The sequence below is a fragment of the Streptomyces sp. NPDC043908 genome (assembly GCF_056435525.1).
Genome location: NZ_JBWKEI010000004.1, coordinates 282,020 through 297,850, shown reverse-complemented (window position 1 = coordinate 297,850; position 15,831 = coordinate 282,020). Strand labels below are relative to the sequence as shown.

13 protein-coding genes are annotated in these 15,831 nt (G+C 73.6%); 3 read left to right on the top strand and 10 right to left on the bottom strand.

Annotated features, from left to right (window positions below; translation table 11 throughout):
- Positions 1 to 133 precede the first annotated feature (133 nt).
- Entirely contained in the window at positions 134 to 469 is a 336-nt protein-coding gene (locus AC069K_RS11965; RefSeq protein WP_358833675.1) for a YbaB/EbfC family nucleoid-associated protein, read from the bottom strand.
- Between the two features lie 371 nt (positions 470 to 840).
- Between AC069K_RS11965 and AC069K_RS11960 the strand changes: the two genes are divergently transcribed.
- On the top strand, positions 841 to 1,566 hold the full coding sequence (locus tag AC069K_RS11960; protein WP_478614877.1) for an SLATT domain-containing protein: 726 nt from the start codon (positions 841 to 843) through the stop codon (positions 1,564 to 1,566).
- Between the two features lie 292 nt (positions 1,567 to 1,858).
- On the opposite strand, the gene AC069K_RS11955 is transcribed toward AC069K_RS11960, so the two are convergent.
- The 5 genes from AC069K_RS11955 to AC069K_RS11935 form a co-directional block, all read right to left on the bottom strand.
- A complete protein-coding gene (locus AC069K_RS11955) occupies positions 1,859 to 2,722 on the bottom strand; it encodes a class I SAM-dependent methyltransferase (RefSeq protein WP_478614874.1) in 864 nt (287 codons plus the stop codon).
- A gap of 92 nt (positions 2,723 to 2,814) precedes the next feature.
- Positions 2,815 to 3,465: a hypothetical protein gene (locus tag AC069K_RS11950; protein ID WP_101389000.1), complete on the bottom strand. Its 651-nt coding sequence runs from the start codon at positions 3,463 to 3,465 to the stop codon at positions 2,815 to 2,817.
- Between the two features lie 174 nt (positions 3,466 to 3,639).
- Positions 3,640 to 6,054, bottom strand: coding sequence for a glycosyltransferase (locus AC069K_RS11945; protein WP_478614871.1), 2,415 nt, complete (start codon positions 6,052 to 6,054; stop codon positions 3,640 to 3,642).
- A complete protein-coding gene (locus AC069K_RS11940; RefSeq protein ID WP_365100515.1) occupies positions 6,051 to 6,716 on the bottom strand; it encodes a GntR family transcriptional regulator in 666 nt (221 codons plus the stop codon). Before AC069K_RS11940 ends, AC069K_RS11945 begins: the two co-directional genes overlap by 4 nt.
- 174 nt (positions 6,717 to 6,890) lie before the next feature.
- Positions 6,891 to 8,252, bottom strand: coding sequence for an aminotransferase class III-fold pyridoxal phosphate-dependent enzyme (locus tag AC069K_RS11935; protein WP_478614867.1), 1,362 nt, complete (start codon positions 8,250 to 8,252; stop codon positions 6,891 to 6,893).
- 557 nt (positions 8,253 to 8,809) lie between these two features.
- Between AC069K_RS11935 and AC069K_RS11930 the strand changes: the two genes are divergently transcribed.
- The gene (locus AC069K_RS11930; RefSeq protein WP_478614864.1) at positions 8,810 to 10,684 is read left to right on the top strand and encodes a serine/threonine-protein kinase; all 1,875 of its coding nucleotides are present in this window, start codon (positions 8,810 to 8,812) and stop codon (positions 10,682 to 10,684) included.
- Between the two features lie 42 nt (positions 10,685 to 10,726).
- Here AC069K_RS11930 and AC069K_RS11925 read toward each other — a convergent pair whose 3' ends face one another.
- From AC069K_RS11925 to AC069K_RS11915, 3 genes are all read right to left on the bottom strand, one after another.
- On the bottom strand, positions 10,727 to 11,494 hold the full coding sequence (locus tag AC069K_RS11925; RefSeq protein ID WP_478614861.1) for a bestrophin-like domain: 768 nt from the start codon (positions 11,492 to 11,494) through the stop codon (positions 10,727 to 10,729).
- The gene (locus AC069K_RS11920) at positions 11,479 to 11,982 is read right to left on the bottom strand and encodes a hypothetical protein (RefSeq protein WP_478614858.1); all 504 of its coding nucleotides are present in this window, start codon (positions 11,980 to 11,982) and stop codon (positions 11,479 to 11,481) included. Before AC069K_RS11920 ends, AC069K_RS11925 begins: the two co-directional genes overlap by 16 nt.
- Before the next feature lie 117 nt (positions 11,983 to 12,099).
- Positions 12,100 to 13,383, bottom strand: a complete 1,284-nt coding sequence (locus AC069K_RS11915) for an adenylosuccinate synthase (protein ID WP_358832208.1) — start codon at positions 13,381 to 13,383, stop codon at positions 12,100 to 12,102.
- A gap of 144 nt (positions 13,384 to 13,527) precedes the next feature.
- Here AC069K_RS11915 and AC069K_RS11910 point away from each other — a divergent pair, with 144 nt between their 5' ends.
- Positions 13,528 to 14,451, top strand: coding sequence for a diacylglycerol kinase (locus AC069K_RS11910; protein WP_478614854.1), 924 nt, complete (start codon positions 13,528 to 13,530; stop codon positions 14,449 to 14,451).
- A 92-nt stretch (positions 14,452 to 14,543) separates the two neighbouring features.
- Here the strand turns inward: AC069K_RS11910 and AC069K_RS11905 are convergent, their stop codons facing one another.
- The gene (locus AC069K_RS11905) at positions 14,544 to 15,761 is read right to left on the bottom strand and encodes a cytochrome P450 (RefSeq protein ID WP_478614851.1); all 1,218 of its coding nucleotides are present in this window, start codon (positions 15,759 to 15,761) and stop codon (positions 14,544 to 14,546) included.
- Positions 15,762 to 15,831: the final 70 nt, after the last annotated feature.

Below are 15,831 nucleotides of genomic sequence, written 5' to 3'. Positions count from 1 at the left end.
ACTGCCTCTCGTGGGTCTTCCGGGTGCTTACGGTAGTTGGTGGGCGGGCGCCGCAGAAGGGCGGACCCGCGTTGTTCACCACTGTTCACATGGGCGGTACCGGCCGCGGGGCGCACCCGCGGGCGCGCCCGTCTCAGAAGGGCAGGCCCGGCATGCCGCCGAGGCCCTGCGCCAGCGGGCCGAGCTTCTGCTGCTGGAGCTGCTGGGCGTTCTCGTTGGCCGCGCGGACGGCCGCGACGATCAGGTCCGCGAGGCCCTCGGTGTCCTGCGGATCGACCGCCTTCGGGTCGATGACGAGGCCGCGCAGCTCGCCGGAGCCGGTCACGGTCGCCTTCACCAGACCGCCGCCGGCCTGGCCGTCGACCTCGGTCGCGGCGAGCTCCTCCTGCGCGCGGGCGAGGTCCTGCTGCATCTGCTGCGCCTGCTGGAGCAGCTGCTGCATGTTGGGCTGGCCACCACCAGGGATCACGGTGCACTCCGTCTTCACGTCGACTGCTGCTGACTGCTGCTGTTCGCTGCTGCTGTCTGTTCCGTGCCGGAAGGATCCGGCACTCCGAGCCTACGTGGTCTCCCCGCGCCCTGCTCCGCAACTCTTTCGAGTGACTCCACGGAGGTTCTCCGACCTGATCAAGGCCCACTTACGGGGTGAAATCCCGGGATATCGGCTCTGGCCCCCTCCATTCGGCGGTAGGAAGGGCCGTCACGTCTCGGGGGAGGCCGAAAAGACGTAACTGTACGTGACTGTACGTTACGTCACCGTCACTGTCGCCGTCCGTCTGCGGTGATCGGATGACGTGGGATGACGTGGGATGTCGATTCGCACCGCGGAGGGAGCGCCGGGTGAGCCAGCCGGAGATGCAGCCCGAGGGGCCCCCGGGACCGCCCCGGGACGAGCGCGACCTGACCGGACGCCCGTTCCCGCTCGGCGACTGGGGCGAGCCCGCGGAACGGCTGGACGAGCTGTACCGGTGGGTCGAGGCGGGGGCGCTGCGCACGGCCGAGTGGTACCTGGCGGACCGGCTGTGGAAGCGGCGCGGGGCGCGGGCGCTGCGGGTGGGCACGGCGGGGGGAGCGATCGCCGGGGCGACGCTGCCGCTGCTCGACGTGACGGGGGCGCTGTCGGGCGCCTCCGGCTGGGGCTACGTCTTCCTCCTGCTCGGCGCGGCGTGCCTGGCCTGCGACCGCTACTTCGGGCTGACGTCCGGGTGGATGCGGGACGTGGCGACGGCGCAGGCGGTGCAGCGGCGGTTGCAGGGGCTCCAGTTCGACTGGGCGTCGGAGAGCGTACGGGAGGTGCTGGGGCCCACGGAGGGGACGGCCGGGGAGGCGGCGGAGCGGTGTCTGTCGGTGCTGCGGCGGTTCTCCGAGGACGTGACGGAGTTGGTGCGGTCGGAGACGGCGGACTGGATGGTGGAGTTCCGGTCCGGGCCGGCGCCGTTGGTGATGCAGTCCCTGGCGTCCTCGTCCCCCCGCCCGGACGCGGCACCCGGCCCCGGCCGCTTCCCGCTTCCTCCGGGCACCCGCCCGAACATGCCGCGGCAGCGGCCACCGGAGTCGCCCCGGTAGGCGGCCGCTGCTCCGTCTGCGGGTGAGTGGGGGCTGCTCGCGCAGTTCCCCGCGCCCCTTTTCGGCCGAGTGTTTGTCTGCGGGTCGGTGGGGGCTGGCCGCGCAGTTCCCCGCGCCCCTTCGGGGCCCGGTTTTTGGCTGCGGGTTGTCTGGGGTTGCTCGCGCAGTTCCCCGCGCCCCTAGGCGCCTAGGGGCGCGGGGAACTGCGCGCTCGGCCCACCACGGTCCGCGGGCCGGAGCTCAGGCCGCCCGCCCGAGGACTTTCGGGAAGGGGCGGGGTGGGGGTACCGCCTCAGCGGCGCGGCAGGAGCGTTCTCGCCAGGCGTCGCGCCAGCGGGGGCCGCGGCTCCGGGGGCGCCGGAGGCGTGGCGGCGCCGCCCGGGGACGCCACCCCCTCGTGGCGGGAGCGCGGCGCCCCAGGCGCCACCGCCCTCTTCCCGTCGATCCGGATCAGCGGCGCCCCCGCCACCTCCTCCACCCCGTGCCACAGATCGGGCCGCGCCCCCAGCCACGCCAGGAGCTCGGAGCGCACCGGCTCCGGATCCGACCACGTGCCGTAGAACTTCGTGCCCGTGATGCAGACCGGCCGCAGCCCGTGCGTCGCCACCGCGCCCCACACCGCCGCCGCCACCCCGGGACAGTGCTCCGCCCGGAAGTCGTCGAACGCCACGATCCCGCCCGGCGCGATCAGCTCCCGCGCCGCCTCGATGTCCCCGTACACGTGCTCGTACAGGTGCGAGGCGTCCACGTGGACGAAGCGGCAGCTCCCGGGGCGCACCCGCGAGGTGATCACCGAGGTGGGGGCCTGGACCACGACCGGCAGCTCGTCGTGGAAGGAGAGGTAGTTCGCCTCGAAGGCCCGCCGCGTCAGGGTCGCGTACGAGCGGTCCATCTCCTCGCTGTTGGGGTCGTCCGGCGCGGGCGAGTCGAACAGGTCGCAGACCGTGAACGTCTCGCCCGCCCGCAGGTACGACCCGAGGAAGATCGCGCTCTTGCCCAGGTACGCGCCGAGTTCCAGCAGGTCGCCCCGGAACCCCTGGCGCTCCTGGCGCGTCAGGAACCAGTCGAAGAGCAGTTGGTCGGCGGGCCAGAACCACCCCTTGACGTCGGAGAAGCGGGCCGGGGCGGCGCTCGCGGCGCTCGTCGTTTCTGCCATGGACCCGGTCCTACTCCCGCCGGATGGCGCGGAGTTTACGGCCGGGGGTGGGGCGGGTGGTGCCCCGGCGACATCCCCCCGCCGGCCGGGGCCTAACTGAAGATGATCATGGATCCCTGCGCCAGCGAGCGCGTCGCCGCCGCGTGCAGCCCCAGCCACACGTGCCGCTCCCGGGCGAAGGGGCTCTCGTCGTACGGGATCGGGCCGGCCGGTTCCTCCAGCGAGGTCGGGCGGTCCGGCGGGGCCGGGGCCATCGGCGGGTTCACCGGGTCTATGCCGATCGCCGGGGCCACGAACTCCAGCTCCCGCAGCAGCCCGTGCGTCGAGCCCAGCGGACCGCCGCCGGCCAGCAGCTCCTCGTTGGCGAGCGGGGTGTGGAAGTCCACCGGCACATACGCGCCCGCGTGGTCGTAGTGCCAGACCAGATGGGACTGCTGGGCCGTCGTCTCGAACATCTCCAGGAGCTGTTCGTAGTCGCCGCCGAGCTCGTCCACCGGGGTCACCGCGAGCCGGCAGAGCTGGAGGAGGTAGGCGCGGCGCAGGAAGTGCAGCGCGTCGTAGTCGAAGCCCGCGACCGGGGCGACGTCGCCCGAGAGGCCGGGCATGTACGCGAAGACGGGCACGGGCGGCAGCCCTGCCTCACCGAGTGCCTTGTCGTACGAGGCGATCTCCTCGGCGAACGGGTTGTCGGGGCTGTGGCACAGCACGTCGACGAGGGGGACCAGCCACAAGTCACAGGCCACGGGGCTCCTTACGAGGTCGCGATGGTCGGGACAGCGTAGTCCGCCGAGCACGCTCCGCGAAGCTCGCCCGTCAACTCCCGTGCCGAGCACGCGTCAACGCGCCGCCGGACCGCCGGCTCGGGCGTCCCACACGTCCCGGAAGACCCATGGACGTCTCCCCCTCGCCGTCGGCCCTCAGCGGCCCACGTCCCAGATCCATACCCCGTCCACCCGGCGGCCCTCCCTGCCGAGCAGCCGCGTCACCGTCGTGTACAGCGCCTCCTCGTTGTCCTGCGGCGGCAGGACGACGAGCCCGGCCTTCCAGTACGCCAGGTCCGCCCGCGCCTGGGCGCGCCAGCCCTCGTCGATGTGCGGGATCGCGGCGCCGTAGCGCACGTCGCGCAGCAGGTTGGAGGTCCAGCGCGGGGAGGCGCCGTAGATGCCGATCCGGTCCGGGCCCCAGGGGCCGTTGAAGTAGCCGCCGGGCAGCGGGAAGCCGAGGTCCGCGCGGACCTGCCAGTGCAGGGCGTCGGCGGCGGCCGGGTCCGGCAGCGGCACGGTCACCACGGACTCGCCGGGCTTCACATACGCCCGCCACAGCCCGTCGGCGAAGAACGACGGCACCGGCGTCCGCCCGGTCACCGGAAAGGGGGTGGGGACGATCGGCAGCAGCGCCGCCGCGACCGCCACGAGGACGGCCGCCCGCCGCACCCGGCCCGCCGTGGTCAGGCGTCCCACCGCGAGCGCGACCAGCGCGCCGAGCGCCGGCGCGCAGACCATGGCGACCCGGCCCTCGATGACCGACTCGAAGAGCGGCCGGTGGGCGAGGGCGCGCCAGGGGCCCGGCAGCACCACGTGCGTGTAAGGGATCCGGATCCTCTGGCCGAGCGAGAGCAGCGCGGCGGCGGCCGCCGTGAACGCGAGCGCCTTCACCAGCGCGTGCCGCCACAGCCGTACCGTGATCGCCAGGGCCAGGACGATCAGCGGCCAGCCGTAGAAGGCGTTCTGCTCGGTCCGGTTGAGCGCCAGCCCGTCCGCCGTCGTCTCGTCGCCGAGCAGCGCCCGGCCGGAGAACTTCAGGAACGACAGCGGGCTGTTGCCCGCCGCGTCGCCGTGCAGCACGGAGTGATAGCTCTGCTCGCCGAAGAACTGCCGGGTCAGCGGGTAGGCGACCAGCGGCAGACAGACCAGGGCGGCCACCCCCAGGCCCCTGGCGAGCGTGGGTCCGGCCTGCCGGATCACCTCGCGGCGGGCCAGCGCGTACGACAGCGCGAAGAGCAGCGTGCCGAGCGCGGCGAGCAGCAGCACCTCCTCGCCGAGGAAGATCTGGTACGCGCCGAAGAGCCCGAGCAGCACGCCGTCGCGGCGCACGTCCGCGGCCGGTGCGCACAGCCGCAGGGCGCGGTCGAGGATCACCGGGATCATGAACAGGACGCAGAAGTTCGGGTGCGCGTTGGCGTGCGAGACCATCGGCGGCGCGAAGGCGGCGAGCGCCCCGCCGAGCCCCGCGGCCCACGGGTTGCCGGTCACCCACCGCGCGAACAGCCGGTACCAGGCGTACGCCGTGGCGGTCAGGCCCAGGGTGAGGACGAGCGCCCAGGTGACGGTCGGGCCGAGCGTCAGCGTCACCGGCGCGAGCGGTACGGACAGGCCCAGCATGGGCGTGTTGCCCATGAGGTTCACCCCGTCCGGATAGCCCTGGAGCGTGGTGAAGAGCGGGTCGCGCAGATGCCGGACGTTGTCGGCGGTGACCGAGAAGAACCACTCCCACTGGTTCTGGTCCTGCCCGGAGTCGGCGAGGTAGCCGTCGCCGAGATCGGCCCACAGGTTCTTGTAGAGCAGGACCGAGGCGAGCAGGAAGAGGCCGGACAGGGCGAGGCTCGCACGGCTGGCGGAGCGCGCCTTGAGGCGGACGAGTTCGAGGAGCACCCGGCCGTAGTCGGCGGGGCCGACCTTGGAGCCCTCCTGGTGGGACCAGCGGACCGGGACCTCGGCCACGGCCCAGCCGCGGCGGCGGAAGTACTGGAGTATCTCCACGTCGATGCCCCAGCCGTCGAGGCGGGCGTCCGCGAAGGCCGCGCGCGCCTTGTCGCCGTCGAAGAGCTTGAAGCCGCACTGGGTGTCGTGGATGCCGGGGACCGCGACGGCGCGTATCAGCCGGTTGCCCATCCGCCCCAGCCACTCGCGGACCCGGCTCTGGTGGACGGCTATGTCGGCCTCGGGGTGGGCGCGGGAGCCGATCGCGGCGGCGGCCTCGGCGCCGTCGAGCTCCTTGGTGAGCCGGTCGAGCTCGGCGACGGGGGTGGCCAGGTCGGCGTCGGTGACCAGCACCCGGGCGCCCCGGGAAGCGGCGACGCCGAGGCGCAGGGCGTGGCCCTTGCCGTGGTTGCGGTCGGCGGCGACGAGACGGATGCGCCGGTCGGCGCCGGCGGCGTCCCGGGCGACGTCCGCCGTGCCGTCCTGGGACCCGTCGTCGACGACGATCAGCTCCCAGGAGAGCGGGGCGTCGTGGAGGTGGTCCCGGATCGCGTCCAGGGTGGGACCCAGGCGTCGTTCCTCGTTGTACGCGGGGATGACGACCGAGAGGTCGAGCAGGCCGCCGTCGATCACTTCTTCAGCCGCTCCGCCCAGGTCAGCGAGTGGTCGTTGTACGCGCTGATCACGGCGTACGCGGCGTCGCCGTCGCCCTCGACCACCGCGTCGACCAGGTCGCCGTGGCCGTTCCACAGCCAGTCGCACAGGTCGGAGCGGCCCCGCAGGTACGGCACGGCGAAGACCCAGCACTGCATTCGCAGCCGGTGCAGGAAGTCCGAGATGTAGGGGTTCCCGGCGAGGGCGCCGAGCTCGCGCCAGAACCGCAGGTCGTACCCGATGAGGATGTTCAGGTCCCCGCTGCGGGCGGCGCGGGCGCACTCCTCGGCGCGGCGCCGTACGGAGACGAGCGCGGGGCCGTGCCCGGCGCCCAGCTCGGTGATCTTCTTGAAAATGCCGTTCACCACGACGGTCCGGGCCTCGACCATGCCCCGGTAGTCGTCGACGGAGAACTCGTGGACGCGGAAGCCGCGGTGCTGGTCGGAGTCGAGCAGCCCCTGCGCGGTGAGGTCGACGAGCGCCTCGCGCACGGGGGTGGCGCTGACCCCGTACTGCTCGGCGATCTGCTTGACGGTGAACTCCTCGCCGGGCTGGAGCCGCCCGGCCAGTATCTCGTCACGCAGCGCGTCGGCGATCTGCTGCCGCAGCGTACTGCGGGTCACGCCTCCACTCGCGGGCACGGGCGCCCCTCCCCTCGTCGGTGTTCCGCACACGATAGGCCAGGGGGCCCTGGGCGGACGGCGGGGCGGGGTGAGCTGCGGGTTCGCCCGCGGGCCGGTGGAGGCTCGACGCACAGTTCCCACCGGGCCCGCGGACGAAGGACGCAAGGGGTCCGGGGCGCGGCCCCGGAGGGCTCAGACCGTGTACTCGTCCGCCACGGACAGCGCCTCGTCCAGGACCGCAAGGCCCTCCTTCGCCTCCGCCTCGGTGACGTTGCAGGGCGGGACGACATGGGTGCGGTTCATGTTGATGAAGGGCCAGAGGCCGTTCTTCTTGCAGGCCGCGCCGAAGGCGGTCATAGGGGCGGCGTCGGCGCCGGAGGCGTTGTACGGGACGAGCGGCTCGCGGGTCTCCCGGTTCCGCACCAGTTCGAGCGCCCAGAAGACGCCGGTACCGCGCACCTCGCCGACGGCCGGGTGGCGGGCGGCGAGCTCGCGCAGACCCGGCTCCAGGACGGTCGCGCCGATGTGGGCGGCGTGGGCGACGACGCCCTCGTCCTCCATCACGTTGATGGTGGCGACGGCGGCGGCGCAGGCCAGGGGGTGCCCGGAGTAGGTGAGGCCGCCGGGGAAGGGCCGCGTGTCGAAGGTGGCGGCGATCTCGGCGGAGATGGCGACGCCGCCGAGGGGGACGTACCCGGAGTTCACGCCCTTGGCGAAGGTCATCAGGTCCGGGGTGACGCCGTACAGGTCCGCGGCGAACCACGATCCGGTGCGGCCGAACCCGGACATGACCTCGTCCAGGACGAGGACGATCCCGTACCGGTCGCAGATCTCGCGGACGCCCGCGAGGTAGCCCGGGGGCGGGGTCATGATGCCGGCGGTGCCGGGGATCGTCTCCAGGATGATCGCGGCGATACCGGCCGGGCCCTCGAAGGCGATGGTGTCTTCCAGGTGGGTGAGGGCGCGGGCGCACTCCTCGGCCTCGGTGGTGGCGTAGAAGGGGGAGCGGTAGAGGAACGGGGCCCAGAAGCGGACGACGCCCGCCGAGCCGGTGTCCGAGGCCCAGCGGCGGGGGTCGCCGGTGAGGTTGATGGCCTGGGCGGTGGCGCCGTGGTACGAGCGGTACGCGCTCAGCACCTTGTGGCGCCCGGTGTGCACCCTCGCCAGCCGGATGGCGTTCTCCACGGCCTCGGCGCCGCCGTTGGTGAAGAAGATCTTGTCGAGGTCGCCGGGGGTGCGCTCGGCGATGAGCCGCGCGGCCTCGGAGCGGGCCTCCACGGCGAAGGCGGGCGCGAAGGTGGCCAGCTTGCCCGCCTGCTCCTGGATCGCGGCGACGACCTTGGGGTGCTGGTAGCCGATGTTGGTGAAGACGAGGCCGCTGGTGAAGTCGAGGTAGCGCTTGCCGTCGTAGTCCCAGAAGTACGACCCCTCCGCGCCGGCGACGGCGAGCGGGTCGATCAGGCCCTGGGCGGACCAGGAGTGGAACACGTGCGCGCGGTCGGCGGCCTTCACGGCCGCGCCGGTCCGGGGGTCGGGGTCGACATGAGGGGTCATGGGGCCAGGGTAAGGAGTGGGGGGTGGGGGTGGGGATGGCCAGGTTGTCTGCCGTGGGGGGCGTGGGTCGGCAGGGTGTCGCCCCTTGCGGGGCGGTCGTCCCGGGAGACGGGTTCCCCGGCTTCACGGTCACCGGCCGGCCGGTGGTGGGCTGGCCGCGCAGTTCCCCGCGCCCCCAAAGGACCGAGCCAAACGACCCCGGCCAGGGAAGACCCCCTCAGGGGCGCGGGGAACTGCGCGAGCAAGCCCCACGGCCCGCAGACAAAGACAGGTTTCGCGGTCACCTGCGGACCGCCCCGGGCTGGCCGCGCAGTTCCCCGCGCCCCCAAGGGGCCGAGCCACACACGCCCCGGCCACGCCCAACCCCCCAGGGGCGCGGGGAACTGCGCGAGCAAGCCTCCACGGTCCGCAGACAAAGACACGCTGCACGGTCACGCCGCGCCCCCGCACGAGGGGGACGGGGTCGGGCCAAATTGGGGCGGTCAGGGGCACCCAACTTCCCCTCCCACTATCCTCAGGCCGTTGAGCTCGTTCGAGCGAGGGGGGCGGCGGGCGCCATGGAGAGGCTTCAGGACGGGGATCCGCAGCGGATCGGGGCGTACCGGCTGCTCGCGCGGCTCGGGGCGGGCGGCATGGGGCAGGTCTATCTCGCCCGTTCCGACCGCGGCCGCACCGTCGCCGTCAAGCTCGTGCGCGAGGACCTCGCCGCCCGCGAGGAGTTCCGGGGCCGGTTCCGGCAGGAGGTGCGGGCCGCCCGGCGCGTCGGCGGCCGGTGGACCGCCCCCGTCCTCGACGCCGACACCGAGGCCCCCGTCCCCTGGGTCGCCACCGGATACGTCGCCGGCCCCAGCCTCCACACCGTGGTGGGCGGCGACCACGGCCCCCTGCCGGAACGTTCCGTACGCGTCCTGGCCCGCGGCCTCACCCACGCCCTCCAGGACATCCACGCCGCCGGGCTGATCCACCGCGATCTGAAGCCCTCCAACGTCCTCGTCACCATCGACGGCCCCCGCGTCATCGACTTCGGCATAGCCCGGGCCCTGGAGACCGCGGCCGGCGAGAACCTGACCCGTACTGGCGCGCTGGTCGGCTCGCCCGGCTTCATGGCCCCCGAGCAGGTGCGCGGCGACCGGATCACCCCGGCCTGCGATGTCTTCTGCCTGGGGTCCGTGCTGGCGTTCGCCGCCAGCGGCAGACTCCCCTTCGGCGGCAGCGACAGCGGCGTGCACGCGCTGATGTTCCGGATCGCCCAGGAGCCCCCGGAGCTGGACGGCGTCCCGGAGTCCCTGCGCGACCTCGTCCGCGACTGCCTGCACAAGACCCCCGGGTCACGGCCCTCGCTCGACGCGATCCTGGAGCGCCTCGGCCCCGAGGACGCCTCCCCCGGGCCGTGGCTCCCCGGCCCGCTGGTCGCCGAACTCGGCAGCCACGCCGTGCAGTTGCTGGACGTGGAGAACCCGGAGGGCGGCACGGCGCCGACCCCCGCCCTGCCCCCGTCCCCCGCCCCGCCCCCGATGCCCGCACTCCCCCCGGGCCCCCCGCCCCCGGCGGCCCCGGCACCCACTCCGACCCCGACCCCGACCCCCACCCCGACCGTGATCTCCCCCAACGGCACGGGCACCCCGCCACCCCTGTTCCCTCCCGCCTGGGCCAACGGGAGCGGCCACGGCCACCCGCCCCAGCCCCAGTACCCCCACCCGCACCCGCACTCGACCCCGAACTCGACCCCGCACCCCAACCCGTATCTGGCCTCCCCCCAGCCTCCCCACGCCTACGGCTATCCCCAAGCGGCTCCCCCCTACGGCTACGGCCCGCCCCCGCCCCCCGACGAGGAGCCGCGCCGCAGCACCAGGTCGACGGTCGCGCTCGTGGTCGTGGCGCTGGTCGTGGCGGTCGGCGCGGGCGGCTCCGTGTACGCGTACATGAACGGCGACAGCGGGAAGCCGAAGCGGGCGGGCGGCTCCTCGGCCTCGCCCGCCCCCTCGTCCGGCGAGCCGACCCCCGGCCCGGCCACCAGCGGCACGAGCGGCACGAGCCCGAGCCCGACCCCCGGCGAGAGCCCGGCCGGGGACATCCCGCGGCAGTACCTCGGGACGTGGGCCGGGTCCATCGACAGCGGCTCCGGGCACAGCACCCGCCGCCTGGTCATCGAGCCCGGCAAGGTCGGCGACACGGTGCTCACGCTCACCGCCGACGGCCCGCTGGACTCCGGCGGCACCTACCACTGCGTCTTCCGCGCCAAGCTCGCCGCCGCGCCCACCGGCCCCGACGGCCCGCTCAAGCTCGGCCCGTCGACCGTCGAGTCCGGCCCGACCACGTCCTGCTCCCCGGGCGCCGCCACCACCGTCACGCTCCTCGCGGACGGCCGGCTGCGCCGCGAGAACGACGACACCGGCGAGCAGTTGACGTACGACAAGGCCGGGGAGCAGTGACCGGGCAGGCGGCGGGAGCCGTGCGGGGCGTACGCCGCCGGCTCAGCGGGCGGCCGCCTGCGTGACGAGTTCGCGGAGCGGCTCCGCCGACTCCGTGCCCGACCTGCCGAACGGCGCGTCGAAGCTCCAGACCAGGAACAGCAGGAAGACGATCAGGCCGCTGAAGATCCCGGCGAGCAGCAGCTCCCGGGCCGAGCGGCGGATCTGGAGCGTGAAGATCAGCCCGATCGTCACCACAGCCCCGGCGAGAAGGCCCAGCCAGACGACGTCCGGCAGGGTGGAACCGGCGCCCGCGATCCGGGTGTGCCGGGCGTCGTCGGCGGTGGCGATCTGGTCGAGCAGCGGCTGGTACGCCTGCGCCTGGAGGTCGTTGGCGGGGGCGCGGTGGGCGACGTCGCTGCGGACGGCCGCGAGCAGCGCCGCGCCGTCCGGCTCCGGTTCCCGGCCCTTGACCAGCAGGGGCCATTCGGCGGTCACCGCGTGCTGCGCGTAGGTGCCGATCTCGCCGCGGATACGGTCGCGCACGGCGGGCGGGTAGACGTCGACGCGCTGCCCGACCTCGTACAGCGCCTGGGCCTCGCGCCGTACGGAGTCCTCGGCCGCGCCGCGCGCCTCCCACACGCCCGCGATCGCGAGGCCGAGCACGATGGCGTAGACGACGCCGACCATCATCACCATGTACTCGATGACGTCGGGCGTCTCGCTGGGGTCCTCGGCCTCGGCCACCCGCCGGTGGCGCAGCACGGTGACGCTCAGGACGACGGCGCAGACGAGCGCCATGGCGACGACGAGGACTAGCCATTGCGACACGGGCGGGCTCCGGAACGGGATCGGGGGCGGAGGATGGCGGCGGCCAGGACGGCCGGGGTGGTGACGAGGAGCATCAGCGTGACCGTGGAGAACCCGGCGGGCGCCAGGTGGCCGGTCGCACTCGGGTGGTACGCGCGGCCGAAGCGGTGGCCGCGGGCCGCCGCCGGCCGCGGCACGCTCGCGTCGGCCGCCCGTGCGGGGACGGCTCGCGGCCCGGGACGCGGCCGGGCCGCCGCCACCGCCGCCCGGGGGCGGGCCGGGGGCGCGAGGGGCCCGGGGCCGGGGCGTTCGCCGCGGGGCGCGGGCCGCGGCCGCGGGGCCCCGACGGGCGCGGCGGGCGCTGTGGGCGCTGTGGGCGCGGGCGGCGCGGCCCTCGGCGGCGGCACGGGGCCCACCGGACAGGCGCCGGTCTCCGCGTACACCTGCGCGCCGATCGGGCCGAGCGCCACGCTCACGCCGAGGCAGAAGAGCAGCTGACGGGTGATCACACCCGGCAGAACGATTTTCCGGGCCGCCGCGATACGGCCGGGGCACCGGCAGTACCGACGCCGAAGGGCCTGCCGGTACGTACGTACCGGCAGGCCCTCGGGGGTGGAGCGTCCGTCCTACAGGAAGGAGTTGATCTCGATCGTCTCGGTCCGGCCGGGGCCGACACCGATCGCGGAGATCGGCGCGCCCGACATCTCCTCCAGCGCCTTCACGTACGCCTGCGCGTTCTTCGGCAGGTCGGAGAAGGTCTGCGCCTTGGTGATGTCCTCGGACCAGCCCGGCAGCATCTCGTAGACCGGCTTCGCGTGGTGGAAGTCGGTCTGGGAGTACGGCAGCTCCTCGACGCGCTTGCCGTCGATCTCGTACGCCACGCAGACCGGGATCTGCTCCCAGCCGGTGAGGACGTCGAGCTTGGTGAGGAAGAAGTCCGTCAGACCGTTGACCCGGGTCGCGTACCGCGCGATCACCGCGTCGAACCAGCCGCAGCGGCGGTCGCGGCCCGTGGTCACACCGCGCTCGCCGCCGATGCGGCGCAGGTCCTCGCCGTCCTGGTCGAACAGCTCGGTCGGGAACGGACCGGCGCCGACGCGGGTCGTGTAGGCCTTGAGGATGCCGATGACGCGGCTGATCTTCGTGGGGCCCACGCCCGCGCCCGTGCAGGCGCCGCCCGCGGTCGGGTTCGACGAGGTCACGAAGGGGTACGTGCCGTGGTCGACGTCGAGGAGCGTGCCCTGGCCGCCCTCGAAGAGGACGACCTTGCCCTCGTCGATCGCGTCGTTGAGGATCAGCGTCGTGTCGGCCACGAACGGCTTGATCTGCTCCGCGTACTGGAGCATCTCCTCGACGATCTTCTCCGCCTCGATCGCGCGGCGGTTGAAGACCTTGGCGAGCAGCTGGTTCTTCGACTCCAGCGCCGCCTCGACCTTCTGCGTGAGGATCGACTCGTCGTACAGGTCCTGGACGCGGATGCCGACGCGGTTGATCTTGTCCGCGTAGGTCGGCCCGATGCCGCGGCCGGTGGTGCCGATCTTGCGGGACCCGAGGAACCGTTCCGTCACCTTGTCCAGGGTGACGTTGTACGGCGTGATCAGGTGAGCGTTACCGCTGATGAGCAGCTTGGACGTGTCGACGCCGCGCTCGTTCAGCCCGCTCAGCTCGGAGAGCAGGACCGCCGGGTCGACGACGACTCCGTTGCCGATGACCGGGGTACACCCCGGCGAGAGGATCCCGGAAGGGAGAAGATGCAGCGCGTACTTCTGGTCGCCGACGACGACGGTGTGGCCGGCGTTGTTGCCGCCCTGGTAGCGCACTACATAGTCAACGGATCCACCGAGGAGGTCGGTGGCCTTTCCCTTGCCTTCGTCACCCCACTGAGCACCGAGCAGCACAAGTGCGGGCACAGGCGTACACCCCTTCCGGGCGGGGCATGTCCAAGGTCAGGGGCGTGTCGCCGCCCTCACCCGCGTGCCCCGGAATAGACGAAGCCCCTGGCGCAATAGCGCAAGGGGCTCTTGCACAAAGATGCTACCCGAGGAAGGACCGACGTGTCGGCTGCCGACCGGCTACTGGTGGTCATCGACCCGGTCGCCCGCCGTATCGACGGCGAGTCCGTACGGATCGCGAAGGATGTGCTGTCTGCGGCCGCACAGGCGAAAATATGCTGGCCGGAGGGGGTGGAGGAGTTCTCCCGGGCCCTGGCCAGGCGGGGTGGGCGGCGGCTGGTGGTGGTGGGTGACGACCATGTCCTGCTACGTACTGTGACCTTGCTCCAACGGGAGCACGGACTGTCGGGCCCGGCCCTTTCCGTGGTGCCCGTGGGCAGCGCGTCCGCCGTGGAAATCACCAGGTCACTGGGGGTGCCGACGGACGCGGTGGCGGCCGCCCGGGCGGTCCTGGAAGGCGTCCCCCGCCGCCGCGGCCTCCTGGTGGACGACGGCGGCGGCGTGGTGCTGGGGGAGCTGCGCATCCCCGCGCCGGCTCCGGCGCCCGTCCGGGCCGCGGGTCCGACGGTGTGGGGGACGTGCCGCTCGCTCGTCCGGACGCTGGTGGGCGCGCCGACCCCGGTGGCGGCGGCGGTGGCGCACCACCTGCGGATCGAGACGGACGGCACCCTCCTGACCGACCTGGACCGTCCCCTCGCGGGGGTGTCGGTGGGGTGCGGGGACGGGGTGGCGCAGGTCGTGGTGGAGGAGTGCGGGGGGTCGGTGGTGCGGGGGCGGGGGTCGGTGGTGGAGGTGTCGGTCGGGGGGGTGTCGGTTGGGGGGATGTACGGGGGCGGGGCCGCCGGGGGGCGCGGGGGCGGGTCCGAAGGTGTCGCCGGGGGCGGGTCCGGGGGTGGGGTCCGGGGCGGAGAGGGGTTCCGGTACCGGGCGGGGCCGGTGGTGGTGGGGCCGGTGTGGAGTCGTACGTGGACGGCGGGATCGTGGGCGCTGATGGTGCCCGCGGGGGCTGAGGCGGCCGGGGGCTGAGGTGGCCGGGGCGGAGGCGGCCGGTTGTCCGGGCGGAAGTGGCCCGGGGCGGCCCGTGGCCCGGCCGGAGGCGGTCCGGGGTGGCTGGGGAGTCAGACCTCCACCTGGAGGGCGGTGAGGCCGCGGATCACGTACCCCGGCTTCCACCTCGGCTCGGCCAGCAGCCGCATGCGCGGGGCCTGGCGCAGCAACAGACCGAACGACGTGGCCAGTTCGAGGCGGGCCAGGGGCGCGCCGAGGCAGTAGTGGATGCCCGCGCCGAAGCTGACATGGCGGTTGGTGGCGGGCGGGCGGCGTACGTCGAAGGTCTCCGGGTCCGGGAACACCGCCGGGTCGCGGTTGGCTGAGCCGAACAGCAGGGCGACCTCGCTGCCCCGGGGGATGGGGGTGCCGCCCACCTCGATGTCGTCGAGCACCCAGCGTTCGAAGAGCTGCAACGGGGTGTCGTAGCGCAGCAGTTCCTCGACGGCGCCCGGGAGGAGCGCCGGGTCGGCGCGCAGGAGGGCGAGCTGCTCGGGATGGCGGAAGAGCGTCCACCAGCCGTTGGCCGTCGTGTTGACCGTGGCCTCGTGGCCGGCGTTGAGGAGCAGGACGCAGGTGGAGATCAGCTCCTGCTCGGTGAGGGTGGTGCCGTCGGTGTCGTGGACGGCGATGAGCGCGGAGACGAGGTCGGGGGCGGGGGCGCGGCGCCGCTCCCGGATCAGCTCCCGCAGATAGGCCGAGAACTCCACGGACGCCCGGACCGCGCGGGCGGCGGTCTCCTCGTCCGGGTTGAGCTCGTACATCCCGCAGATGTCGGCCGACCAGGGCCGCAGCAGCTGCCGGTCGGCCCCGGGGACGCCGAGCATCTCGGCGATCACCGCTACGGGGAGGGGCTCGGCCACCTCCGCGAGCAGATCCCCGCCGCCCGCCGCGACGAAGTCCCCCACGAGGCGGCGGGCGATCCGGTCGACGACGGGCGCCAGCTCCTCAACCCGTCCGGGCGTGAACGCCTTCGCCACGAGACGGCGGATACGGGTGTGGTCCGGGGCTTCGAGGTCGAGGATGCCGTGGTCGTTGAGGGTGTGGAACGGCTCGTGGGAGGGCGGCGGCGGGGTACGGCCGAACTCCTCGTGGCTGAACCGGTGGAGGTAGGTACGCCCGAGGCGGCGGTCCCGGAGGAGGGCGGAGACGTCGGCGTGGTGGGGGATGAGCCACTGGTGGGTCGGGGGGTGGTGGTGGGCTCGGGCGGTGCGGCGGAGTTGCTGGTAGGCGGGGTAGGGGTTGGCTGTGAAGTGGGGGGAGGTGGGGTCGAAGGGGCTGGTGTCCATGAAGACTTCTTCCCCACCCCGCCCGCCCCCTCAAGCCCTGGGCGGGCGGCCCGGACTTCGTCAGACGGAG